Origin of the sequence: Paraburkholderia sp. J69-1 (assembly GCF_905220255.1) — a bacterium.
GTDB lineage: Bacteria > Pseudomonadota > Gammaproteobacteria > Burkholderiales > Burkholderiaceae > Paraburkholderia.
Genome location: NZ_CAJMZG010000019.1, coordinates 122,466 through 145,115 on the forward strand (window position 1 = coordinate 122,466; position 22,650 = coordinate 145,115).

Here is a 22,650-nt window from a genome sequence, read left to right on the forward strand (position 1 = left end):
TTCGCTTCAGGTGCTGCCCTGGGGCGCTAAGCCTCGGACTTCGTCGAGAATCCATGTCGCAAATGCCTGCAGTGGCCCCGCACTTAATTCGATTGGCTCGGGAAGAACGAGGCTGAAGTTTTTGGCGACCCCTTTACCTACAGGCCAGGGCGCAACCAAACGACCTTGTTCAAGCTCTGTCCCGATGTAAAGGCGCGGCACCAATGCCACGCCCAAGCCGGCTAGCGCCGCTTCAATCAGCATGGAATGTAGATCATAACGAGCACCGATCGCAGAGTTGGTCAGCACGATGCCGGCCTCCTGGGCATAAAGCTGCCAGGCGTCCGGATTCTGCCGCCTGTGAAGGCGTGGCAGTTCGTCCAGCGGCGTGTTCGCGCCGGCGTCCTCGAGGAGTGCCGGACTGCAGACGGGCACCAACACCTCCTCGAGCAGGTGATGCAAATGCATACCCGCCCATGCGGGATGCTCGAAGTGAACGGCTGCGTCGAAACCGCTACCAGCAAGAAGGAAGGGGTCCATCCGCTCTGCGATATGCACCGTGATGTTCGGGTGCTTGTCCTGAAAGCGCTTCAGCCGGGGGATAAGCCACCGTGTTGCGAAGGTCGGAATGGCCGCGATATCGATGCTCGCGCCCTCGGTGGGCTGCCCCATCAGATACAGGCTGTCGCGTTCCAGCCGATCGAGACTCTCCCGAACCTGCACTGCGTATCGCGTGCCGTTCGGTGCAAGCCGCACGCGATTTCCGACTCGCTCGAATAGAGCAACACCCAAAAAGGACTCCAGCCGAGCAATCTGACGACTGATGGCGCCCTCAGTGAGCGCCAATTCCTCAGCGGCGCGGGCGAAGCTTCCGTGTCGCGCCGCTGCCTCGAAGGCCAGGAGCGCTGAGTTGCTTGGGATCTTGCGTCGCAATGGTATCTGGCCGAGGTATTGGATGGACGTCAGCTTGAGTAAAAGTCACTAAAGGCTGACTTTATTTCGATTTTCACGGGGGAAGCATCGGGCTAGCATTACTTTACCGCAATGAAGGTGGTGCTTGCAGCGAGATGCGCACCCGCCACCAAGGACAATCCGATGATCTACACCGTGGAATGCAGCTTCGCCGATCCCACCAGCGAGGCCGAATGGAACAACTTCTATAGTCTCGAAAAGCTGCCTGCTCTCATCTCGGTGGCCGGCTTTCACACGTCGCAGCGCTTCAAGGCGATAAGCGATGGTTGCCCTGTCTACCTGGCCGTCCACACGATCGACAGTCTCGACGTTCTGACGGGAGACGAATATTGCCGCAAGGGCGGCGGTAATTTCGCAAGGTGGCAGCAACACATCACCGACTGGCATCGAAATCTCTACCGCGATATTGGTGTGGCGCCCGCGGTCAACGCCGACGAACTGCTCGCGCTGTGCGCAAGCGGCCCTGATTCGCTGATCCGAATGGGCCTCGAGCCGTTGGCCATGCAAGCAGTTGCGCTGGAGAAGTTTCCGGAACTACGTTGGCTCGCAAAACTGCGTCTGAGCGACGCCCAACTTTTCGAGGGTCTTGAGGGCGTTCACATTTATGCGCCGATGACGGAACAACTGACCAGCGTTCGAGCGGCTTCGACCGCGCAGGAAAGATAGTCCGCGATGCCAAACGTCACGTTCTACATTCACGCGGGGAAAATGCCGTCAGACGAACAGCTTGCCGACCTGTCCGACGACTGTGTCCGACTCTGCACCGACGTACTCGAAGCAGAACTCAAAAACGTTCACGTCGTCTACGTGGACGTTCGGCATGGGCACGGACATCCCGTTTTCGTGGAAGTCCAATATCGCCTTGAGATGTTTCGCACACCGGCAGTAATGAACCGGTTCATGGAAGCACTCGAGAGCGCCATCGCTTGCCGCACAGGTTTAGCGGCTCGCATCCGTTGTTTCGGCTACGCCGCGTCGAACATTCACGCCCGAAATTAATTGGTCTGGAGAAGCATGGTGCCCACCTTTACGTTTCCGAGTCAGCAAGTCGGCGACTTCACGATTACCGCCATCAGCGATGGCTATCTCACGGCCAGCCTCGACTACCTTTCGAATATTGACGTTGCGGAAGCCGCCAGAATGCAGGGCGACGCGGGGGAGACGGAGCTCGCTGCCGTACATATCAACTGCTACGTCGTGCGAGGAGCGGGCCGTACCGTGCTTATCGACAGTGGCGCTGGTGGGATCAAGCAATGGGGCGGTCGCCTGAAGCCCAGTTTATTGCTTGCCGGAATCGAACCGTCCACGATCGACACCGTGTTGCTCACACACGCCCATCCAGACCACGTCGGGGGGCTGCTGGATGCCGCAGGAGAGACGGCCTTTCCGGACGCACAGCTTGTCGTTCACGAGCGAGAGGTGAAGTTCTGGCAGGACGATGGCAATCTGGCGCAAGCCAGCGAGCGGGCGCGCGGAAACTTCCTTATCGCGCGCCGAGTGTTCGACTGCTACAGCGACACGCTCCGTACTTTCGAAGATGGGGATGTGCTTCCCGGTATCCGGGCGATGTCACTTCCAGGACACACCGACGGGCACACCGGTTATCTCCTCGAATCCGGCGATGCGGGTCTGCTGGTTTGGGGAGATGTGGTTCACTTTCCTCACATTCAAATTGAGCGGCCGGATGTATCGATTGCGTTCGATCAGGACGCATCTCTGGCCGCGACCACACGATCCCGGCTTTTGGACCAGGTCAGTTCCGAGCGTCTTCTGATCGCCGGCATGCATTTGGGCCAAGCCGGTTTCGCGCGTGTAACGCGAACGAAGGGTAAATACGGTCTGCTCTATGAGGCCGAAGCCTGAGCCATGGCGTGTCGCTGACTGTGAGGCGCTTGCTGTAGACGTTCTGCCGTCGCTTGACGCGAAGCGCCCTGGGTCACGTCCACCAGGCTGACTTGTCCGACCGTGACGTATGACTGTTGCCGAGGCTGAAGCTGCCGTTCGACGGGCAAACCGCTGAGATGGGCGACCGTCGCGTCCTGGCCGACTACCGACTAACGCGGTCGGCCGTAGCCGACCCACAACGGACAAGCGAGTCCGACGGAAGCGGACGTTGAATCCTTCGGTTGCTACTGTCGAGAACCATAAGCGGTCGCCACCAGCACTCGGTTATTGCTGGCGGAACTCCCCGCTGGAGGCTGACTGATGCCATTGTGGCCAGCACGATATGGAAACGAAAGTGCTTTAGGTGAGCCGGGTTGCGCCCGCCGATCCTCACCCCGCCATTTCAACTTCATTGCACTCACCGCCCACTTTATCCAGGGCGTTAAGCAGCCCTGTGCGTAGTGCGTGCAATGCGGCACTCTTTTCGTCAAGTTCTTTCAGCTTGGTCTGAAGACAGGCAACTTTTTGCGCGGTATCAAAACTCGGACTATCCCAAACACCGATGACATCGCGAATTTCCGCCAGAGTGAACCCCAGCGCCTTGGCGTGAACGATCAAGCGAATTCGCTGCAACGAAAGTGCGGAATAGCGTCTGTAAGTATTCGTCGCATGAGGTTGCGTTGGTTTGTCCAGTAGCCCCATTCTTTCGTAGTAGCGAACCGTGTCGCGAGAAACGCCTGCGTGCTTGCATAGTTCGCCAATGAGCATGCTGCCCCCATCCGAAGTCGTGAACCGCTATTAGGACTTGACCGTGGCCTATAGTCAACGGTTTACATTCCAACTCTTCTTCCACTTCCCCGGCACGCTATGATTAGCCGCTATGATTTTCGAGGAAAGACCGTACTCATCACCGGCGCCTCGTCCGGCATCGGACGGGCGTTTGCATTCGCCTTCGCAAGAGAGGGCGCGAAACTTCTGCTGGTAGCACGCTCCCACGACGCACTGCGCGATCTCGCCGAGGAATTACGACGCGATTATGCGTGCGATGCAGATTTCTTGACCGCCGATTTGAGCACTACCGCTGCCTTAGACGCAATTGCTGCTCACCTCAGTGCGTCAGGGAAGATCGTCGACGTATTGGTCAATAATGCGGGTTTTGCGGCGTATGGGCGCTTTGAAGAAGTCCCGCTGCCACGTCAACGCGATGAAGTGCTGGTGAACTGCATGGCCGCGGTCGCGCTGACGCACCTCGTATTGCCAGGGATGCTGATCAAATCCGATGGCGTCGTCATCAACGTTGCATCGACGGCAGCGCTTCAGCCCGATCCGTACATGGCCGTCTACGGTGCCACGAAGGCATTTCTGCTTTCATTTTCAGAGGCCGTTTGGGCGGAGAACCGGCATCGAGGAGTCAGGGTAGTCGCATTGTGTCCGGGTGCGACGCAAACCGGCTTTTTTGACGTAGTTGGCGCTCAAGAAGCCGCTGTCGGGACGCCGATGCCAGTTGCGACCGTCATCCGGGATGCATTTTGGGCCGTGGATCGCAATAGAAGTCACCGTGTTGTGGGGGTGAAAAACCGGCTCCTGGCCAATTTGCCGAGGCTATTGAGCCGTCAAGGCGCTGCTCAACTCGTTGAAAAAATCCTCAGACCTCGGCGAGACAAGGAGCTTGTAACAGGACGACCAACCGGCCAGATCCCCTTGCCATAAGCGATCGATAAAGGCATGTTTTCGGAATATTGTTTTACCGAAGATTGATACCGATTTCGACGTCCGCCCCGAATGTCCCAAAGTGGCCGATCACCGACGCATGCGTTTTGCATGACCGAGCCGATGGGTAAGAACAGGCGACCGACTCTGCCCGACCCGGAGCCGCCGTTCGGCCACCCCACATCCGCAATGACCGCTTCCGAGTGTGAAGCGATCGTACGAAAATCGACAGGAAGACGCGTGCGAAAGGCGGTAGAGGTTGTGGGCCTCGGTCACTTGAGTCAGCGGGCGTGGACGGAACGTGCCACTGCGTCACGCGTTAGATATGGCTTCAGAATTGCAGCACGCGGTGGCTATTTCCTGAGAGTAAAACGTTCTGTATATTCCGTCGATTCCGAACTTATCGATCCTACAATCTTCGACGGTTTAGACATGGAAATCAGAAGATACGAGCAACGCGACCTTGCGTCGGTGGCACAGCTTTTCAACGACTATCGGTCGTTCTATGACCAGCTCCCCGATCAGGCGCTGGCGATTCGTTTCATTGCGGAGCGCGCACAAGCGGGCGACTCGGTGATTCTGGTCGCCGACTCTGGTGCCGGACATCTCGTTGGATTCTGTCAGCTGTACCCTTCGTTTTGCTCCGTGGCTGCAGCACCGATCTATGTTTTATACGACCTGTTCGTCGCGCCAGCTGAGCGGCGCTCGGGAGTCGCGAGACGTTTATTGAAGGCTGCTGCAGCTCGCGCGAAGGCTGATGGAAAAGTTCGTATGGATTTGACCACGGCGAAGACCAACGTGAAGGCGCAGGCACTATATGAATCGCTTGGATGGTCGCGAGACGAGATTTTTCTCACCTATAACCTGAATCTGGACTGATCGCTTGGCGAGGCGGCCCTATCCTCGGGCGGAATATTCATCGTCGATGCAATTTACATCGGTCGGCGTTTGGCCAACCGAAACACTTGGTTCACGCACGCACCTCAGTTTCAGCTATCCGACCAGTGAACTTACGACCGTTCCCGAGTTCGAACCTGCGTTCGATCCGCAAACCGACGAGATGGACGAATGACGCTTCGTGGCCGGCTATTCCCCGATGCATTTCGCGTGAGACATGATGCATTGGTATAGGGTGCCCGATTGCATCCACAACCCGTTACGGTCGTTCGGCCGAAGGTCGATCGAGTGGCCGATCACATGACGGGAACACCTCTTCTGTGAGCCTTTATGTATCGGCAAGTCTTCTACTCCGCTGAACCTCAGCGGCCGTCATGCCACCGAATCTGAGCATCGAGTCCAGCAGAGTTGACGAATCGCGAACGTGTGCGGTACCTTAAGGGCATGCAACGCAAATTAATCCTTTTCGTGACCATCATCACAACGACGACCATCGGCGACGGTGGGACGTCTTGGATACGCACGTAGTATTTGTGATTGCATATCTCAAAGGCCCCGCCGGCAAACGACGGGGCCTTTCGCGTTTACGGCTCTTCGTCTTCCGTCGGCATTACTTCAGCATGGAGTCGTTATGAGCAACGTAGACGTTCGCAATCGAAAAAATGAACTAGAGGTGATGCTTGTTATCTCGATTCAAACCCGGCCAGGAATGCGCCACGAGCAGATCGCGGCTTTCGAAAAGCTAGCTCCGGTTGTGCGTTGCGAGCCAGGATGTATTCAGTATGATCTGCATGCTGTCGTCGATGATGACGACCTTTTCGTGTTGATCGAGCGCTGGGCATCGGCCGAAGCGTTGGCTGCACACGAAGTAACGCCTCACATGATTGCCGCGGATGCTCATAGCCCGCGCTTCAGAGCAGCTCCCGCCCGAGTCGTATGCCTCTCGGCAGATAGCATTGCGTAGGTGCATTAGGCGTCGCTATAGAGCGCGGGATAGAGTTTCTTGCCTACACATAAAACCCGACCAGGCAGCTAGCTGAGTTATGGTCCATCGTTGAGCAGAATTGCGACCGCTTCTGGGTGCGAAGCGGTCGCTCCATGATATGGGCGACCCGGTTGCGCGAGTGGCGCATCTTGGCCGGCTAGCGCCTGACGTAGCGTCCGAGAACGGCCACTCACGGCGGCGTGCACTCGACGACATTGCCGCAAAAGTGCGGCAATGCCGCTAACGGATTAGCGATATAGCTACGTTTTTCAACCAAACTGCACTCAAGTTGATCAAGCCACTGAATTGCCGGCCTGCCCAGTTGCGATGCAAAGTGTCAGATTTATTGCGGACTGACGCGGAGTGACGATTTTATTACACTCGGAGTGGAAACAAAACCGTCACTTCGGCGTTGAGAGGCCCCCCGTCGGGACCCGCCGCAGTGACAAACATAATGCGGCCTACGCCAAGCCTGTGACGTCGCGAGCTAGCTTTGTTTGCGATAACGCCTAGCTGCTGTGGCAAGTCACCTCGACTTGCATTCTCCTTTTTCCATCGGGAATGGCAGTGCAAGCGCGAAGGCCAAGCCACGCGACCCGTTTTCATCCTTGACGGGAACAGCGATCAGGGATGGCGCGAGCGCATAGGAAAAGCCGTTCCACCTCGATCTGGGTCCGCCCGCTCGCGCTGGCATTGACGATGCCAGCGCAAACGCCCCTGTGACCGAACCTTAGTCCAGCTTCTGGGCGTGATGGTCTCCCGCACGCCTGCCTGTCCACCGCGTGTGGGGGATTTTCAACTTGCGGCACCCAGAGGCGCCGTGGTATTTTTCCGCCAGCCGTTAAATCGGCAATACCTGCATAACAAACTGACTACCGCGTGGCTTCGTTCGTATCGATGCCATCGCTCGCGCGTTCTCGCGTCCTCGCGGCCTCTTTAGTCAGCTCCGTCTCCACACCCATCAATTCCATCTCCGGGCCTCCCAGCCTGTAGGCGCGTGCTCGTCTGCCCATTCGATTTGCGATCGCCATTTCGCTGGTTCAGTTCCCAAGGTCGCGAGCGGGAAATCAGCAGCGGCGCGCAGCAAGCTGCATACAGCACCAGCCCAGCCACACACAGAAGCACCGGTCGACACTCCTGAAACGGTGGAGTAATCACGGTTGCGAATGCACTTCGCGCGCGCCCGTCGTCTCGCCCACAGGCTGGCAGCCGCGTGCGCCAAGCCCGACTTGCAATCCGGGTTGCCCGAGAGACACTGATTTTGCTGGCCCGACAAAGCCGCCCCATCGATTTTGCTGGAAGCCAGCTCATTCCTTTTCGACGCGTTCGCGTTTGTATCACCTCATTCTTTATAGGATTACTAATGATGCAAAAGATGCTCATTTCGCTGGCAGCTGCAGCCCTCACCCTCTCTCTCGGCGCGTGCTCGGAGATGCAACTCGCTGGCGGCGGCAAGAGCCCGGACAGCACCGCCGTAGCAGGCTCGAATGCTCCAACCGCCGACAACATGCACCGCTGCGCGGCGCCGCTTGGCACCATCTCAATTGAGGAAGACACGACCGCACCGTGGTACGCACTTCTCACGGGCCAGTACAAGCTCGGCAGCACCATCCCTGTGTTGAAGTTGCTCGCGCAACAAAGCGGTTGCTTTGTCGTCGTCGATCGGGGCCGAGGCCTGCGCCAGGCACTCGCTGAGCGTGAGCTTGGTAACACTGGCGAGATCCGCAAGTCGAACCGGATCCGTAAGGGCAAGATGGTTGGCGCCGATTACACGATCACGCCTAGCATTACTTTCTCCAACGAGAACGCTGCCAGCCTCTCTGGTGTGCTCTCGGCTATTCCGGTCGTCGGCGGTTTCGCGGCACAGGCGGCTGGCCAGATCAACACGAAGAGCGCGTCAACCACGCTCATTCTGGACGACAACCGGTCGACGGTTCAGATCGCGGCTGCGACCGGTTCAGCTCGCAATATGGACATCGGTGTGATCGGCAGCCTGATGAGCACGCACTCGGGTGGAGCCTTCGGCGGTTACTCCGACACCCCCGAAGGCAAGGTGATCGTCGCCGCCTTCACTGACTCGCTTAACAACCTCGTTGACTCGCTCAAGCAGTACAAGGCGCAGCACGTGAAAGGCGGCCTCGGAAATGGCGGTCAGTTGAAGGTCGACTAACCACTGCTGCCGAACGACTCGTCCGCTTTCGCCCAGCAAGAGCGGACGGGAGAAGCCGTCTCAACTGAATCTGTTCGCCACCGCGTCGCACTAGCGAACAGATCGAACTACCGTACATACGTTCAGGATGATCGAGACTTTCGCGGTTCACGCTGGATGGAGCGCCCCTGTCACCAACGCCGAGTTCACGGTCAAGGACATCTGCGGATGCCGGGTGGCCTTTGGGCAGGTACCGACGCACTCGCTACCACTCATCACCGACGGGATGAGCGAAGATGCCCTATTCGCGTTCGATATCGCTGATCTCATCGGCGCATCGCTCGTCGTCGGAGAGCGTGGCGCGCTTGAGGCGCTGCGAGGCGCTGGCCTCGCTGTGTCTGACAAACGCTACAAAGAATCTGTTGGCGCATCCTCGCGCGGGCTTCTCGCTGTCGCAATGTGGCTGCGCAACGGAGAGCGCGGTTTGTCGTCGAACGCGATGTGCAAAGCGATTTTCGGCCTTCCAGACTCGGCTGGCATCCATCATCCCCGCTTTCCTGGCGACCTGCGCCGCTGCATCCAATTTCTGGAGGCGACCGGCGCCGGCGATCGCCTCGATAAGGTCGCAGCCATGTCATCGCAATGGTCGGCACTCGTCGGCCGCTGGGGCGATCTTACGGCGTGCCTGACAACTGAGTCGAACACCAGCACGCTCGCGCCGAAGACCTACGCCTTCATGCAATCGTTGCTCTGCACGCAGGCCGAAATGATCTGATGCGCATTAAGCGGTTGGCATTCCGAAGCCCTTCCACTGCGCAGAATTTTCGCGATCTAGACCGAAGATAGCACACGCGAGAGCCTAAAGCCTTGTTTCCAAAGATCATCTAGATTCGCAATTGTCCCAAATGAGCCGTTTTCGGACAATCGTGAATCCTACGCCGCCCGCCTCAGCGCCTCTTCTCATCCTTTTCGATGGTAACCGCCTCCCATAGACGGTGACCGATCGCGACTCCGCTTTGCTGCGTCGGCCCTAAAGGTTTGAGCTTGTAGCCAAACAAGCATTCGTCGCGAAAGAAGGCGGCACCGCTCCTGTAATCGATGCCGTCAACGCGTCAATCCCGGCTTAAATAGTGAGTCGCTAATTGGCTGATCGGAAGAGCATGAGCACGTATTCGTGTTGGCAATCTGAAAGACTGGCCGACATTCAAGGTGCGAGAGCCGACACCAGGAGAATTCGTAAGCGCGCGCGTAGCTCAATCGCCAGGTCTCGACACTGAGCCGTACGCGCCTCCCACAGGAAATATTCGGATGAAACGTATTTTTGACTGCGGCCATAAAGGCCTTGGGAAATTCTGTCACCGCTGTTGCCAGGCCGCTACGCTCTCTGGCGGCGCCACCGCGCAACAATCGCCCTTGCCAATCAATCGTGGAAAGGCTCCTCCACGCGCGACACGTCAGATGCGGCGGCCCGACGAAATCGAGCGCCTGCATGTGCTCAAGGCAGCCGCCGCAAACGCCTCGATCGACCTAAGCGCAGCCCGCTCGCAACCAGCCGTCCTTGAGCGGGCGGTAGACATTCTGACCAGGTTAGCTGCGGGCACTCATCCCTTGTCGCTCGGCGGCAAAAAGCTCAACGCGATGCGTGGCAATTTTTCCATACCTGTTGGCCGGCGCCACCGCATCGTCATCGACGGTAACTCCCTTGAACCCACCGTGTTCATGACGCACGAGGCGTACAACGGTGTTGTTTAAACTCGAAGTTTAAGGGGCCAGCGTTTAATCCAAACCGATCAGCGTAACCCGGCCTCTACGCGCCAGTCAGCGAGTTTCGGCTAGCGGCTCTCCAGTTCCTGCCTCAGATGCGGGTAGATATCGACGTATCGCTGAAGGCATTGAGCGGCCTCTCAGGATGATTCGAGGCGACGTACCGCACGACGCTCAGCACATGGCCTGCTCGTGGCACACCTCATCATCGTTCGGCTCCGGCAAGTTGAGCTCGGGCGAACCATAGCACGCTGCGAGATGCCCCTCGATCCGCGCTATTCACCCACCCACGCTTACGCACGACGGTTGTGATAACCTCTTCCCAGCCGTTAAATCGGAAACATTCTTCATCATCTTCAGCAGTCCAACTACGTTCGGCACGCGTTGGCCGCCCGACATCGGCATTTGCCGGGCGTGATGCGCTGTCCTGATCAAGATCCTCGTAGTTGGTAGCCCATATCCAGTCTCGCCGTGCTTCGCACAGCAAGGCTACGGCCTCCTTTTTCTCACCCAGCCCTAGAGGCGAAAAAGGAGTCAAAATGAAATTCGTAACGTATCTCGCAAACCCGGAAGTACGAGAAGCCGCCCTCGCTGTACTGTGCAGTCTCATCAGCGCCATATGCGGGGTCATCGCTCAGTACCATCGTGGCAAGCGAAGAAACACTGAGCGAAAGTTGGAGCTCGCACTGTCAGACATCGCCTTTCTGTACGCGGTCGTCGAGCGATACGGCGAGTTCCTTGCGCTACACGATCTCCCAAAATCGAAGAACGCGATGTATGCCCAAGCTCGCGATGACGGCTTTGTATGGTCGGAGCGCTTCACTCCCGGGCGGATGGCTTCGCGAGCTGGCCGGCGTGGCAATCTCGGTATAGAAATTCGGCGGATGATCGCGCTCTACAAGGCCGGCGCGGCAAGCAACGGAGATGCGGCGTGAATCGAGCACGGATTGGCCGCCTTAGGGCGTTCAAGTTCGGCACGCCACCATTAACTTGAAGGTGTTACGGAACGGAGCCGTCAGCGCATCATGCGCTGTGGCCCGTCCCAGCGGGAAACTCGGTATGTGCGTTGCCCTTTCAAGGGCGGCGCACATCCATCTTCTTAGAGCCGGCGTACTCTAGGGCCGCGCCGCGCTTGAATGCCAGCCTTCTGCATGCGTGCGCGAACGGCGCTCGCATTGACCATGGGGCGAGACATCTCCAGTCCCGACTGCATCTCATGCGTGAACCATCGACGTTCGGCTTGGACCTTCCGCTCTTGCCGGGTTTTGAGTTCAAGCCAATCTAGTGCAGTTTTGTGGACGCCTTGCACGAACTCTACGTCGTCACGCACACGCTTCTCGACCCGCGCGCTTTCCAGCGCCTCGATTAGAGCAGCGCCCTGAAAGACGCTACGATGGCGATCCAGTCAAACCCTGCCCCACTTGCTGGGAGCCCATTCTTTTTTCATTGCTCCCCTACGTCAGTCTATCCCGTGCAGTAGCCGGACAATATTTATGCGCAATCGACTTGTTAATCCATTCCGCATAAATGTGACATTCTCAAATGTCATTGCGTCGCAATCCCACGGAGACTCGCTGGCCCTGTTATTCACCGGCCGAACGAACTGTGATCATTCGGAATACGACGACAGCTTGTCAACTATAAATGGCATTCAACGGGTCGTTGCCGCGGTGACGTGTATTCGCGATAATGCGACCATCTTGCATTGCCAATCGAAGACCAACGGGGAGCGGTCATGATTTTTCAGTGTAGCGCTTGCAATAGAACCTCTTTCGAGACCAAGTGTCCGTGGTGCAAATATGCACCGACACAGGAAGGCGGCCAACAAACAGCCGGGGCACAGCAGGTGCCTCTTGACCCTTCCTTCTACCCGGAATTTCAGTATCAAACGAAAGGCTTTCTGAAAGACCTGCTTGGCAAGAAAAAAGAGCAAGCGCAGCTCAACGACCTGCTGCGAGCAGTTCTGAGAAAGTACTCAGAGCTCAAGAAGCCCTACTTTGCCAACTTCTTCCATACAGTCAGACACCACGGGGTTGAGTCCGACGAAGCCACGACACCCGGTGCACGTCCAAACGGCTCCTACTCGAATCGCGAGCTTTTCCGAGAGGTTCTGATTCGCAAAGGGTTCACCGAACTGGAAGAGTTACCCCATCTTCTCGATAAACTCCTCTTTACAACTGGATTCAATGCAGTTTACCTAGGATTCTCCAACGAAATTTCGCGGCATACCAACGGATCTTTGAAAAATACTCTGCGATCATGGATCGCAGAAACAGGAACTCGATTCAGGGAAGACCTTAGCCTCTTTTTCTATTTCTTGTGGGACAACGACATCCGACATCCTGAGCTCGAATATGTAGAGCAAGCGTCGTCGAATTTCGGAACGCCCCTTCTGCCATGGTCTACCATTGATGCCTGGCTACAGAAGTGCGAGGAGATTAACTTCGATATTCTGGTCGAGCGCTTGGCGACAAAGTTGGAGCACTTCGACCCCAACCGATTCGTGACGATGTATCACGTCGATGCGATGTCTGGTTACGATTTCGAGACATTCCTTGCGGACATCTTCCGTACGGCAGGCTACGATGTCGAGGGGACCAAGTTGAGCGGTGATCAAGGAGCCGACCTATTTGTGAGCAGGTTCGGAAAGAAGACTGTCATTCAAGCGAAGAACTATTCTGGAAGCGTTGGCAATTCAGCGGTTCAGGAAGCGATATCCGCCAAAAGCTTCTACAACTGTGATGAGGCCATGGTCGTTACGAACTCCTATTTCACAAGATCCGCGATCGAACTTGCGACTGCCGCCTCAGTTCGTCTGGTAGGTCGCAACGATCTGCAGGGCTATCTTGATGACCATAACCAACGAATAATTGAGCAATTCCGCTCAGAGGAAACCGAGAATTCCCAGTCAAGTTTCACTGAAGTTTCTACGGGATGATCCGCGTCAACGCAGTATAGTGGCCCGTAGCGAGCGAAGGGCGGCAGTCGGAGAAATCGAGCTTGTATACGGTGCTCGGATTGGCAAGGACGTCCTGAGCGCGCTTATGACGTGCTCTCTTGTCCCGAATCAAGAGCTTCTGGATCATGAAACTCACCGGGTTCGGCAGGCGAAGATCTCCCACTGCAACTTCCAGCCCAGACTCATCCTTTGGGATCGTCACTATCGAAGGCCGGTAAAGAAGTACCTCTAGATGGCGAAGCTTTTGCGCGACGACACCAGCATGAACTTCGGTGGCGCCCTCTCGCCACCCACCTTTCCCATCACGGATTTTTCCGCTGCCCGTGAGTGGCGTCAGGAACTCGGCGTAAAACCCGTTTGATTCGCCGCCGAGGTTGTAACGCATTGCTGGCTGTCGGTCTGAAATCGCCAGCAAGATTTGGCTCTTCGATAAATCCGGCGCCTGCCAGGCCTGCTTTATTTCGCCTTCAAGAGGGCTCTCTCTTGTCGTATGCGACATCTGCGTCCTGGATGAAGATCGGATTGTGGTCTGCAGTGTATGCCCGCGGCTCATAGCGCTAGAGCCTGAATGCCCAGCCGCCAACGAAGACGATCTGTTTGCGCCAGGGCGAAAGGGTGATCGCAATTCTGCTGAATGCTGTTAGTTCGCTCAAACGCTCTCTCCAACAATATTTGCCAGTACACCGTGCTCGAGCTCAGCGGCCTGTTCCGCACCCCGTGTTGCATCGGCGGAAACGTCAAGCCACGTCTGGATGACGTCGGATACCCAGACCCCCTCACGCAGCACGCGCCCGCGAAGCAGCGATTGAGGATACGGGTGCTGCTTCAGCATCAAGTCCGGCCGTTCGCCTTCGAGCCCACGACGCAAACCCCGCCAGCCTTCAGCCCCGCCGAGATTCGGTATCCATACGGTCGCTCCCGTACCATGTACGTGTCCGACGCCAAGTGCATGCGCCGCTGCAAACTGGCCCAGCGTCGCCCCCATCTCGCGCTTAAGCGTCTTCCGTAGCTGCTGCTCTGCTGGTACGCCAGGAGCGATAAATTTCATCGGCACGCCGACGGTGGGTTTTACATACGATGCCTTCCATCGCTGCGCGAGCTTGCGTCGCTGGACGATTCGCAGGTGTGGCACGAACTCGACAAAGCCCTCTTCTTTCAGGGCGTTGATGAGCCGTGTTGCGGTCATCACCGAAACGTCCGCTTCGCGCGCTAACTCCGTCGCTGTCTGGTACGTCTTCGCGGGGGCAGCGATAAGCTCTTCTTTCTTTATTTCGGGCGCAAGCAATAGCTTGAGCATCCACTGTGCAAGATCAGAGAAAACAAGCGCTGGCGGACCAGAATGTCTGGTCCGCCGCACGCCCACGGGCCGTTCGACAGGCTTCAATCCCGGAAAGTCTACGTAGAGCGGTTCATCCGAAAGGATGGCGATCGGTTCGTCGTCACCGTACGCGCAATGGAAATCCCGAAGCTTGTCGATGAGCACCTTCGATGCGCTACCCACCCAGAGGATGACAGCCGGACGGGCTTTCTCCCATTCATTGGCGTGCACACGCGATTCCAGTAGTGCCTGCGAGAAGAGCGGAATGACTCGATCGGCTCGCCCTTCTGAGATTGCCTTCAACTGCACGAAGTACGTCTGTCCGTGGGGGCTGGTCAGGACCAAATCTTCGCCCTCGCCAACGTCCTTCTCGACTTCCCAGCCTTTGCCGCGGAAGAGTGAATGGACTGCGCTCAGTGCCATCTGGCCGGCTGCGCGGTGGGAGTGATGCGGGTCAATCATGGATTCACTTGGCCAAGTTATTTCAGATGGCCATGTGAAATCACACGGCCACGTTAAATCACATGGCCATGTTACTCGCGTGCGCGCACAAGTCAAGCAGAGGAAATTCGTCTAGCTCGCAGTATTTGGGGGCGGATAAAAATATTGGCGCGTGTGCGATCCTATACGCCACAGCGCGTGCGTCACGCCTAACCGGCCAGCGCCTTCCCCTTACGCGGCGGCGCCGGGCACTCCTCGGCCTGCATGGCGTCTGCGGGGTACAGGTTCAGGAACGATCTTGCCTCGTCCGTTGAACGACACGCGAGCCAGTTCTCATATTCGGTTGGCGGCACGACCACGACCGAGCGCTTTTCGTCGCCGGGTTTGTGAAAACGACGCATTAGCGGATGCGAATCAGCGTTCAACGTCAGCATAGTGAAGGAGACTGCGGTACCCTCAGGTTCGGCCCACTCGCGCCATAAGCCGGCAATTGCAAACGGTTCACCGTCGGCCATGCCGATCCGCCAGCGCACCGCTTTGCCGCTCTCATAGTTTGGCTCGTAGAACGCTTCGCACGCTATCAGGCAAAGCTGTTGCCGCCTCCACGCGCCACTGAAGCTCTGCCGCTCGCCTACTGTCTCAACGCGAGCATTCATGGTGTCAAAAACCTTCACGCCCTGGGGTGCGCGTTTTCTCCATGACGGCCGTGCCTGTTCCCAGCCATATTAGTGTGTCGGGCAGTTGGTGGTGTTGCCGTAGCTTGTGCAGTTCGTGTAAGCCGGGCGATTTAAGGTGGTGGCTTCTTGGTTTTGTCAGCCGCGAGGAGGTACGAGAACCGCGTGATCTACGTGCAGAATTTGCCGACCACGCGAAGCGAATGGCCAATCGCTACGAATCGTGACAGCTTCGCAATGCGACAACAAAAACAGACTATGGAAAACGATATGGCCGCAACCTATTCACCAGAGGTGTGGTATCACCCGTGGGTCGGAGAGCAATACCAGCAGCAAAAATTCCGCTGGCTCATTCTCGGCGAATCGTCATATGGGCTCCGCGACGACGAACAGCGCGCAACAGAATCGATGATCCGCGCGCATAACGGCGACGACCAACGTGGCTGGGCTGCGAGCCGTTACCGCATCTGCACCGCCGTCGAAAGTTTGATGACCGGGCGAGCGCGACTCGATGACGACGAGAAGCGGAAGTTCTGGGACACGGTGGTGTTCTACAATTTTGTCCGCGAAAGCATGTCTAGCGCGGAGATTCGTCCAACGTCGAAGCAATTCTTTGAGTCGCGCAACGCCTTCAGTGAAGTTGTCCGCGTACACATGCCTCACGCGGTCTTGGTAATGGGGCTTGGCCTTTGGCGATATTTGCCCGGAACAAAAGACGGATGGGTCGAGGGCGAGGAACGCATCGACATTTCAATGCCGCTCCCTTACGAGAACCGATCGCTCAACGTGTGGACAGGTTATTCCGACGGTAAAACCAAGGAACGTCCCTTCGCCTGTTTTCAGGTCGCGCATCCTGCAAGTAGAGGGTTCAAAGCTGAAAAATGGTCAAGATGGATGGCGGCCGCCACTGAAATGATCGAAAAACGGAGCGTCTAAGCGCGTAAATGGTCGACAAGGGTCGTCGGGGCGCCGATGGCGCGAACCCTCTTTCGACGTATCGAATTTGGTTAAGTCATGCTCAAGCACAACATTCAAGCTGCACTGGACTCGTACTATGCCGAAGCGCTCGCCGCGGCGGAGCCTGCCTTCGCTCCACATCTGAGAGAGTTGTCCGCACCGTTTCTCCTGAGCGTTTCTCAAACCTACCTCGACGCAACCGTCCGGGTCATGTTCATCGGCAAGGAAACCAACGGTTGGCTTGGCAAACTGGAAGCGTTCTATGAACGTCGGGACGGCATTGAAGCCGCTAAAGCGCGCTATGAGGATCAGCACGTGCGCAGCACCGGCAACAGCGGCTTCCTACAGCAGATGAAGCGGTTTGCAGACGCGTTCGTTGGAGGCGATCGAACAGCTATCTGCTGGAACAACCTTATGAAGATGGACTGGCCGCGTCAGGGGCGCGGCTACTCACGGACGTCGATCGATCACTCGGCGCACCTGCGGTCATTCTCAGTGGCAGCCGTCAAATTCGAAATCGAACTACTGAAGCCAGATCTGATCATCTTCGGTTGCGGCCATGGTTACGATCGCGCCTTGAAAGCTGTGTTGCCAGATCGCCAGCGTGTAAAGGTTGAGCCAAAGGCACTTTGGCACTTCCGGTCGAATGGCATCGAGTGCTTTCGAACATTCCATCCGGATGCGCGGGATCGCCGGGTCAAGCATTGCTATCAGGAGATCATCGACACCGCATCGAAGTTGTTTGCCGCGCGTCGCCTGACGTAGAAACCGTCGGTGGCAGCCGCTTTCGATTCGGCCTGACTAACCTGAAAATAGAGATTGCAGGCATGGGATCGACAAACCCGAAGTGCCCGCCGCGCTTACCTGCTCACGCGTTCGCCAGTCGATCGAACAACTTCTTGTGCTGATGGTAGATAGCGTCAAGTCGGGCTTCATAACCGTCATCAAGACGTCCCTTTGGCGCGGCGGCAAGTTTGACGAGCCCACGCCACTGTGCGTGTCGCCTTTGAGCCCGCTTCGCCCGTACACGCTGTTTCATGGCCTCAACCTGGTGGTAAACAATGAGTTTGACGTCACGCCGCCTAGTTGACAGCTTGTGAACAGTGTCGATCATTTTCGGCGCCTCAACAAGCAGGTTTAGAGACGGACTGGCGATGCGAGATCTTGACGGCGAGGTTGACGTACAGCGCTCACGGCGAGTAGTGGAGACAGGTCGGGGGCATCGCGTCGCAGCGCCCGACTCCCGGTTTTGCCGTTTGAGGTTGGGATAATAAATCTGGCGGGTGCGATCGACAGGGCGAGCTACCCGGGCACCCTCTTGCCCAGCGTACCCGACCGCGAACAGTTCGTGAACGAGCCGCCTCTTCATAAGTCGCCCTCGCCAGCCGCCGGGGACGTTGTGCCCGACGGCTTTCCAGATCCCCGTTTCCGGGCAAACGTGACCCGTTCGTGGCGTTGAGCCTTGGGCGGCGGCAGAGCCCTTCTCCTCGGGTTCGACGATCGGCGCCGTGCAAGCTAACACACGCCGCGCACCTGCTGTCGTAAGTCCTTTCGCTGTCCTCCAGCTCGATCAACTGCGTCGTCAGGGTCTTACGCGCCAGAAAGAGACCGGTTTGCGTCATTGCTCACCCTCATGCCTATCATCCCGAAAGCACCGATTCCGACAAGGAGAAGTCCAAGAAGTGCCATGGCAAATCGGATTCGCGCACTGATGGTAAAACGCGAAAACATATATTGCAGTCCTTATCAATTATTTTGTAACGACCAACCGAATATTGGTCTCATCCGGGCTTACGGCTGACCGATCGCTAACTTGAGTGTCGTTCGCTTGAGTTCTGACTGCCCCCTTCATGTGCGGGCACCGCCAGAAGGCCGACTGATAATTAGATCGGCAACAGATCCTGTCAGCCTCTCGAAACCAGCGCTATCCCGGCATCCTCGGCAGTCCGCCTCGGCAAGCCTCTCATTGGTGAGATGAGAGCATCCCCATAAATAGCGCCACACTAAACAATAGCGCGACGCGGAAGACCTGCATTATGCAAAATCGCATCCTGTAGCAGAATAATGCAATCTCGCCAGTCGTCGCTAGGCAAGATTCAGGCCTGTAATGTATAGGCTTGCCAAAGCAGTGTAAACACTGACATCGCGTGTTTTGAATTGCGTTTTATGATCATGAAACGCTATACTGCGATCTAGAGGCAGTCTTCATGCTAGACCCATACCCCGCGGTGGCGCCATGCGAGCCACCAAGCGGTGGCCTGCCTCGCCCAGATCAGCCAGCGCCTCGGCGCCCCCCACACTCTGACCGGAGACGTAGCATGACCACGAAGACCCCGTCGGGCGCAAGCCTGTTGAAGCCCGAAACGCTCCCCACGCACGAACGCGGCGGCGGCGCACGCACCACGCCTCTCGTAACGCGTGACGTCGGCACGACCAGCTTTATCACTGGCTACACGTCGTTCGATCCGGGTGTGGAAATCCCGTTTCACAGCCACAACGTCCAGGAAAGCGTGGTGCTGATTGAGGGAGAAGCAATCATGGATATCGACGGCCTTGAGTACCAGCTCAAGCCGCAAGATGTCACGTTCATCCCGCCGAACGTGAATCACCGCTTTCGCAATCTCTCGAAAACGAACCCGATGAAGATCCTCTGGATCTACGCAACGCCCGAGGCGACGCGCACCCTGACGGAATCGGGCCAGACCAACCCGGTCTCCTCTGAGCACGGCAAGCGTTAATCACAATCGTTTTACGGTACTGCCTACCGAATGCAAGTTCGACGTTTGGTTGCTACTGCGTTCCATTGCAATGCAACCCAGGCGCCCGGCAGTCACCGTGTCGCAAGATATTTCGGCATCACCAGGAGATACACATGCCTATCACCGTTCAAGCGGAAGGGCTCACCCAGTTCGGTACAGCCGCTCTTGAATCCTTGAGCGTCCCCCGCGACGATGCACACCTTTTGGCTGACAGTCTCGTCACAGCAGAGCTCTGGGGCCACTCGTCGCACGGCATGCTGCGTCTGCCGTGGTATGTCGAACGCCTGCGCACCGGCGTAATGAAGTCGGTCACACAAGCAGAACGCGTCATTGATAGCGGTGCGCTGGCCGTGCTCGATGGCCACCATGGTATTGGTCAGGTCCTCACAACGAGAGCCATTGAGCTTGGCATCGAACGCGCACGCGAGTTTGGCGTTAGCGCAGTTGGTGTACGCAATTCAAATCACTTCGGCACAGCCGCGTATTTCACGCGCATGGCGGCCGAAGCTGGTTGCGTCGCGCTCCTCGCAACAAACGCAAGCCCGGCGATGGCACCCTGGGGTGGCAAGCAAAAGGCTGTGGGCACCAACCCCTGGTCGATTGCAGCCCCGGGAGGCAAGCGCGGTGTCGCCGTGATGGATATCGCAAATACTGCAGTAGCGCGCGGCAAGATCTACCTCGCTGCAGAGCGCGGCGTAGCGATCCCCGACAACTGGGCGGCCGACGAAAATGGTGTTCCGACCACCGACGCCAGCAAGGCTGTCCATGGTCTGATCCTGCCTATGGCCGGCCACAAGGGCTACATCATCTCCTTCATGATGGATGTGCTCGCAGGCGTGCTGACCGGAAGCCACTTCGGCTCCGATGTCGTTGGCCCGTACGACGCAACGAAGCCTAGTGGCTGCGGGCATCTTCTGCTGACGATCGACATCAAGTCCATGATGCCAATCGCTGAATTCGAGCAGCGCATGGAAACGCTGATCGACGAAGTCAAGAACACACCCAAGGCTCACGGCATCGACGAAATCTTCTTCCCGGGTGAGATCGAAGATCGCACTACCGAAAAGCTTCGCAGGGAAGGCATTACGATCGCCGACCATACCTGGAAGAGCCTCGAAACGCTTAGCAACGAGACCGGCGCCGCTTTGCCGGTTCCGGCCCACGCCTGATCTAAAGGAACTGAAAATGCTCGCTCTTATCGTCTCGGTGAACGTCTATCCCGAGCGCCTGGAAGAATTTCTCGCCGCTATCAAGGAAAACGCCGCTAGCACGTTCAATGACGAATCTGGCTGCAAGTACTTCGACGTAACCCAGGACACGAAGGATCCGCACCACTTCTTCTTCTACGAGCTCTACGAGAACGAAGCCGCGATCGACGCTCACCGTGCCGCGCCTCACTTTGCAAAGTGGCGCGAAGCTGCAGACCGATGTGTAGTCAAGGGCAGTCAGGTCAACACTATTTGCACGCAACTTTTTCACCACGCCTGATGGCCTACCAACCGCAACTCTAGTGCGGCCGGTTTCCATAGACGACAGGATCCAATGTCATGACGCAATCCATCACCACCGTCAACCCGCTCAACGGCGAGACCATCGCAACGTATGAGAGCTGGTCGTCACAGCAAGTTGAAGAAGCCGTCGAGCGCGGCCACGCCGCTGCACTCGCATGGGGCAAGACGCCCCTGAATGAGCGCGTGACCGCAGTTCGCCGTCTCGCTGAAGTGCTTCGTCGAGAAAGCAAGGCGCTGAGCCAACTCACGACGATGGAGATGGGCAAGGTCATCGCGGAAGCTGCTGGTGAAGTCGAAAAGTCGGCAGTCACGGCGCTCTACTACGCTGACAATGCTGAACGCTACCTCGGTGATGAGAAGGTAGACATCGACGGCGTCGACACCTGGATCAGCTACGAGCCGATCGGACTTGTGCTCGCGGTCATGCCGTGGAATTTCCCGGTATGGCAAGTTATGCGCTTTGCCATACCGTCTGTCACCGCAGGCAATGGCGTGATTCTCAAGCATTCCCCGAACGTGACGGGTTCCGCGCTAGCCCTCGAAAAGATCTTCGTAGAAGCAGGCTTCCCGCAGCACCTCGTCACGACGCTCGTTGTGGCGGAACCGGAAGTTCCCCAGCTTATCGAGAAGCTGATCAGCGACGATCGTATTGCTGCGGTCACGCTCACCGGCTCGAATCGCGCTGGCGCGGCTGTTGGCAGTGCCGCCGGCCGTAACTCGAAAAAGTCGGTGCTCGAGCTCGGTGGCTCGGATGCTTTCGTGGTTCTCGACGACGCAGACCTTCCCCGTGCTGTTGAGGCCGCAGTCAAAGCGCGCTTCAACAACGCTGGCCAGAGCTGCGTATGCGCGAAACGCTTCATCGTCTCAGAATCGATCGCCGACGCATTCACCGAGCAATTCGTCGCAAAGGTCGAGGCACTCAAGGTCGGCGATCCGACGGCAGCGGGAACGCAAATGGGTCCGCTCGCGCGCGGCGATCTGCGCGATATGCTGGACAGTCAGGTGCAGCGCTCCGTCGCCGCGGGCGCTTCGCTGTTGACGGGCGGCACCTCGATCGACGGCCCCGGATGCTTCTACGTGCCCACGGTTTTGGCGGTTTCTGGTCCTGGCATCGCAGCGTTTGACGAAGAAACGTTCGGCCCCGTGGCAGTCGTGGCACGGGCGAAAGACGACGCCGACGCAATCCGTCTTGCATCCGCAACGCAATTCGGTCTTTCGATCAGCGTCTGGTCGGCTTCCAGACAACGTGCTCTCGCGATCACCAAGGGTGTGACGACCGGCGCTGCGTTCATCAACTCGATGACGGCTTCCGACGCACGCGTACCATTCGGCGGCACCAAGAAGTCAGGATACGGACGGGAACTCGCATCGGCAGGTATTCGCGAATTCACAAATACACGGACCTTCTGGGCAGTTGAGCCGAAATAATCGACGTAGCAAGAGGGGCAGCAAATCGTGTGCTGCCCCTTTTCTTCGAGTGGGTGCTGGAAACCCCATCCTCCTCCGCGCCAACTGTTCAACTAGCCCCGATCGCACTTCCCACCTGCGCCGTCCGCGGCGGGCGGTCAACGGCCAATATGAGTCTTTTTCGCGATTCCACTGACCGCTTCACCGGCAAGACCTGCCCGCCATGCTGTCCCGTGAACGTATTCACGCCTTCATTCAATACGTGTGCGCCGCAATCACCTTTG

Annotated in this window: 22 protein-coding genes and 2 pseudogenes; 18 read left to right on the forward strand and 6 right to left on the reverse strand. The window is 57.5% G+C overall.

The window, feature by feature from the left end; translation table 11 throughout:
- Positions 1-6: 6 nt before the first annotated feature.
- Positions 7-912 (reverse strand): LysR substrate-binding domain-containing protein, encoded by a 906-nt coding sequence (locus U5A67_RS29420; RefSeq protein WP_321817065.1) that lies wholly within the window; start codon positions 910-912, stop codon positions 7-9.
- Between the two features lie 162 nt (positions 913-1,074).
- Here U5A67_RS29420 and U5A67_RS29425 point away from each other — a divergent pair, with 162 nt between their 5' ends.
- The 3 genes from U5A67_RS29425 to U5A67_RS29435 are packed head-to-tail and all read left to right on the forward strand — an operon-like array spanning position 1,075 to position 2,814.
- Positions 1,075-1,617, forward strand: a complete 543-nt coding sequence (locus tag U5A67_RS29425) for a sugar ABC transporter (RefSeq protein ID WP_321817066.1) — start codon at positions 1,075-1,077, stop codon at positions 1,615-1,617.
- Positions 1,618-1,623: 6 nt separating this feature from the next.
- Positions 1,624-1,950 carry a hypothetical protein gene (locus U5A67_RS29430; protein ID WP_321817067.1) on the forward strand — a complete coding sequence of 109 codons (327 nt, stop codon included), beginning with the start codon at positions 1,624-1,626 and terminating at the stop codon, positions 1,948-1,950.
- Between the two features lie 18 nt (positions 1,951-1,968).
- Positions 1,969-2,814: an MBL fold metallo-hydrolase gene (locus U5A67_RS29435; RefSeq protein WP_321817116.1), complete on the forward strand. Its 846-nt coding sequence runs from the start codon at positions 1,969-1,971 to the stop codon at positions 2,812-2,814.
- Positions 2,815-3,225: 411 nt separating this feature from the next.
- On the opposite strand, the gene U5A67_RS29440 is transcribed toward U5A67_RS29435, so the two are convergent.
- Positions 3,226-3,603, reverse strand: a complete 378-nt coding sequence (locus tag U5A67_RS29440; RefSeq protein ID WP_321817068.1) for a heavy metal-responsive transcriptional regulator — start codon at positions 3,601-3,603, stop codon at positions 3,226-3,228.
- A gap of 99 nt (positions 3,604-3,702) precedes the next feature.
- Between U5A67_RS29440 and U5A67_RS29445 the strand changes: the two genes are divergently transcribed.
- The 8 genes from U5A67_RS29445 (at position 3,703) to U5A67_RS29480 (ending at position 13,278) form a co-directional block, all read left to right on the forward strand.
- Complete coding sequence (locus U5A67_RS29445; RefSeq protein WP_321817069.1) at positions 3,703-4,545, forward strand: SDR family oxidoreductase; 843 nt, start codon at positions 3,703-3,705, stop codon at positions 4,543-4,545.
- Positions 4,546-4,977: 432 nt separating this feature from the next.
- On the forward strand, positions 4,978-5,424 hold the full coding sequence (locus U5A67_RS29450; RefSeq protein WP_321817117.1) for a GNAT family N-acetyltransferase: 447 nt from the start codon (positions 4,978-4,980) through the stop codon (positions 5,422-5,424).
- A gap of 649 nt (positions 5,425-6,073) precedes the next feature.
- Entirely contained in the window at positions 6,074-6,406 is a 333-nt protein-coding gene (locus U5A67_RS29455; protein WP_321817070.1) for an antibiotic biosynthesis monooxygenase family protein, read from the forward strand.
- 1,384 nt (positions 6,407-7,790) lie between these two features.
- Complete coding sequence (locus tag U5A67_RS29460; protein ID WP_321817071.1) at positions 7,791-8,597, forward strand: CsgG/HfaB family protein; 807 nt, start codon at positions 7,791-7,793, stop codon at positions 8,595-8,597.
- 127 nt (positions 8,598-8,724) lie between these two features.
- Positions 8,725-9,351 carry a hypothetical protein gene (locus tag U5A67_RS29465; protein ID WP_321817072.1) on the forward strand — a complete coding sequence of 209 codons (627 nt, stop codon included), beginning with the start codon at positions 8,725-8,727 and terminating at the stop codon, positions 9,349-9,351.
- 533 nt (positions 9,352-9,884) lie between these two features.
- Positions 9,885-10,328: a hypothetical protein gene (locus tag U5A67_RS29470; RefSeq protein WP_321817073.1), complete on the forward strand. Its 444-nt coding sequence runs from the start codon at positions 9,885-9,887 to the stop codon at positions 10,326-10,328.
- A 551-nt stretch (positions 10,329-10,879) separates the two neighbouring features.
- A complete protein-coding gene (locus U5A67_RS29475; protein ID WP_321817074.1) occupies positions 10,880-11,275 on the forward strand; it encodes a hypothetical protein in 396 nt (131 codons plus the stop codon).
- Positions 11,276-12,075: 800 nt separating this feature from the next.
- On the forward strand, positions 12,076-13,278 hold the full coding sequence (locus U5A67_RS29480) for a restriction endonuclease (protein ID WP_321817075.1): 1,203 nt from the start codon (positions 12,076-12,078) through the stop codon (positions 13,276-13,278).
- An 85-nt stretch (positions 13,279-13,363) separates the two neighbouring features.
- On the opposite strand, the pseudogene U5A67_RS29485 reads toward U5A67_RS29480, so the two are convergent.
- From U5A67_RS29485 to U5A67_RS29495, 3 genes and pseudogenes are all read right to left on the reverse strand, one after another.
- Positions 13,364-13,952, reverse strand: a pseudogene (locus U5A67_RS29485) (GSU2403 family nucleotidyltransferase fold protein); the annotation flags it as partial.
- Entirely contained in the window at positions 13,949-15,079 is a 1,131-nt protein-coding gene (locus U5A67_RS29490) for an RpiR family transcriptional regulator (protein ID WP_321817076.1), read from the reverse strand. The gene U5A67_RS29490 and the pseudogene U5A67_RS29485, both read right to left, overlap by 4 nt.
- A 188-nt stretch (positions 15,080-15,267) precedes the next feature.
- Positions 15,268-15,753: pseudogene (locus tag U5A67_RS29495) on the reverse strand (SOS response-associated peptidase); the annotation flags it as partial.
- Between the two features lie 144 nt (positions 15,754-15,897).
- Here U5A67_RS29495 and U5A67_RS29500 point away from each other — a divergent pair.
- The 3 genes from U5A67_RS29500 to U5A67_RS29510 all read left to right on the forward strand — a co-directional run bounded on the left by U5A67_RS29500 (position 15,898) and on the right by U5A67_RS29510 (position 17,779).
- Positions 15,898-16,668 (forward strand): hypothetical protein, encoded by a 771-nt coding sequence (locus tag U5A67_RS29500; protein ID WP_321817077.1) that lies wholly within the window; start codon positions 15,898-15,900, stop codon positions 16,666-16,668.
- Between the two features lie 78 nt (positions 16,669-16,746).
- Entirely contained in the window at positions 16,747-17,454 is a 708-nt protein-coding gene (locus U5A67_RS29505; RefSeq protein WP_321817078.1) for a hypothetical protein, read from the forward strand.
- Between the two features lie 82 nt (positions 17,455-17,536).
- On the forward strand, positions 17,537-17,779 hold the full coding sequence (locus U5A67_RS29510) for a hypothetical protein (protein WP_321817079.1): 243 nt from the start codon (positions 17,537-17,539) through the stop codon (positions 17,777-17,779).
- Between the two features lie 500 nt (positions 17,780-18,279).
- Here U5A67_RS29510 and U5A67_RS40785 read toward each other — a convergent pair whose 3' ends face one another.
- Positions 18,280-18,420, reverse strand: coding sequence for a Tar ligand binding domain-containing protein (locus U5A67_RS40785; protein WP_415767961.1), 141 nt, complete (start codon positions 18,418-18,420; stop codon positions 18,280-18,282).
- A gap of 587 nt (positions 18,421-19,007) precedes the next feature.
- Between U5A67_RS40785 and U5A67_RS29515 the strand changes: the two genes are divergently transcribed.
- The 4 genes from U5A67_RS29515 (at position 19,008) to U5A67_RS29530 (ending at position 22,387) form a co-directional block, all read left to right on the forward strand.
- Positions 19,008-19,427, forward strand: coding sequence for a cupin domain-containing protein (locus U5A67_RS29515; RefSeq protein WP_321817080.1), 420 nt, complete (start codon positions 19,008-19,010; stop codon positions 19,425-19,427).
- 134 nt (positions 19,428-19,561) lie between these two features.
- Positions 19,562-20,617, forward strand: coding sequence for an Ldh family oxidoreductase (locus U5A67_RS29520; RefSeq protein WP_321817081.1), 1,056 nt, complete (start codon positions 19,562-19,564; stop codon positions 20,615-20,617).
- A gap of 16 nt (positions 20,618-20,633) precedes the next feature.
- Positions 20,634-20,936, forward strand: coding sequence for a putative quinol monooxygenase (locus U5A67_RS29525; protein WP_321817082.1), 303 nt, complete (start codon positions 20,634-20,636; stop codon positions 20,934-20,936).
- A 59-nt stretch (positions 20,937-20,995) separates the two neighbouring features.
- Complete coding sequence (locus tag U5A67_RS29530) at positions 20,996-22,387, forward strand: NAD-dependent succinate-semialdehyde dehydrogenase (protein ID WP_321817083.1); 1,392 nt, start codon at positions 20,996-20,998, stop codon at positions 22,385-22,387.
- The last annotated feature ends 263 nt before the right edge of the window (positions 22,388-22,650 follow it).

What these genes read in the sequence shown, in the direction of transcription:
- U5A67_RS29425 (WP_321817066.1), top strand. Translation starts at nt 1,075, where the DNA reads ATGATCTACACCGTGGAATGCAGCTTCGCCGATCCCACCAGCGAGGCC.
- U5A67_RS29430 (WP_321817067.1), top strand. Translation starts at nt 1,624, where the DNA reads ATGCCAAACGTCACGTTCTACATTCACGCGGGGAAAATGCCGTCAGAC.
- U5A67_RS29440 (WP_321817068.1), bottom strand. Translation starts at nt 3,603, where the DNA reads ATGCTCATTGGCGAACTATGCAAGCACGCAGGCGTTTCTCGCGACACG.
- U5A67_RS29445 (WP_321817069.1), top strand. Translation starts at nt 3,703, where the DNA reads ATGATTAGCCGCTATGATTTTCGAGGAAAGACCGTACTCATCACCGGC.
- U5A67_RS29450 (WP_321817117.1), top strand. Translation starts at nt 4,978, where the DNA reads ATGGAAATCAGAAGATACGAGCAACGCGACCTTGCGTCGGTGGCACAG.
- U5A67_RS29455 (WP_321817070.1), top strand. Translation starts at nt 6,074, where the DNA reads ATGAGCAACGTAGACGTTCGCAATCGAAAAAATGAACTAGAGGTGATG.
- U5A67_RS29460 (WP_321817071.1), top strand. Translation starts at nt 7,791, where the DNA reads ATGATGCAAAAGATGCTCATTTCGCTGGCAGCTGCAGCCCTCACCCTC.
- U5A67_RS29465 (WP_321817072.1), top strand. Translation starts at nt 8,725, where the DNA reads ATGATCGAGACTTTCGCGGTTCACGCTGGATGGAGCGCCCCTGTCACC.
- U5A67_RS29470 (WP_321817073.1), top strand. Translation starts at nt 9,885, where the DNA reads ATGAAACGTATTTTTGACTGCGGCCATAAAGGCCTTGGGAAATTCTGT.
- U5A67_RS29475 (WP_321817074.1), top strand. Translation starts at nt 10,880, where the DNA reads ATGAAATTCGTAACGTATCTCGCAAACCCGGAAGTACGAGAAGCCGCC.
- U5A67_RS29480 (WP_321817075.1), top strand. Translation starts at nt 12,076, where the DNA reads ATGATTTTTCAGTGTAGCGCTTGCAATAGAACCTCTTTCGAGACCAAG.
- U5A67_RS29490 (WP_321817076.1), bottom strand. Translation starts at nt 15,079, where the DNA reads ATGATTGACCCGCATCACTCCCACCGCGCAGCCGGCCAGATGGCACTG.
- U5A67_RS29505 (WP_321817078.1), top strand. Translation starts at nt 16,747, where the DNA reads ATGCTCAAGCACAACATTCAAGCTGCACTGGACTCGTACTATGCCGAA.
- U5A67_RS40785 (WP_415767961.1), bottom strand. Translation starts at nt 18,420, where the DNA reads ATGTTTTCGCGTTTTACCATCAGTGCGCGAATCCGATTTGCCATGGCA.
- U5A67_RS29515 (WP_321817080.1), top strand. Translation starts at nt 19,008, where the DNA reads ATGACCACGAAGACCCCGTCGGGCGCAAGCCTGTTGAAGCCCGAAACG.
- U5A67_RS29520 (WP_321817081.1), top strand. Translation starts at nt 19,562, where the DNA reads ATGCCTATCACCGTTCAAGCGGAAGGGCTCACCCAGTTCGGTACAGCC.
- U5A67_RS29525 (WP_321817082.1), top strand. Translation starts at nt 20,634, where the DNA reads ATGCTCGCTCTTATCGTCTCGGTGAACGTCTATCCCGAGCGCCTGGAA.
- U5A67_RS29530 (WP_321817083.1), top strand. Translation starts at nt 20,996, where the DNA reads ATGACGCAATCCATCACCACCGTCAACCCGCTCAACGGCGAGACCATC.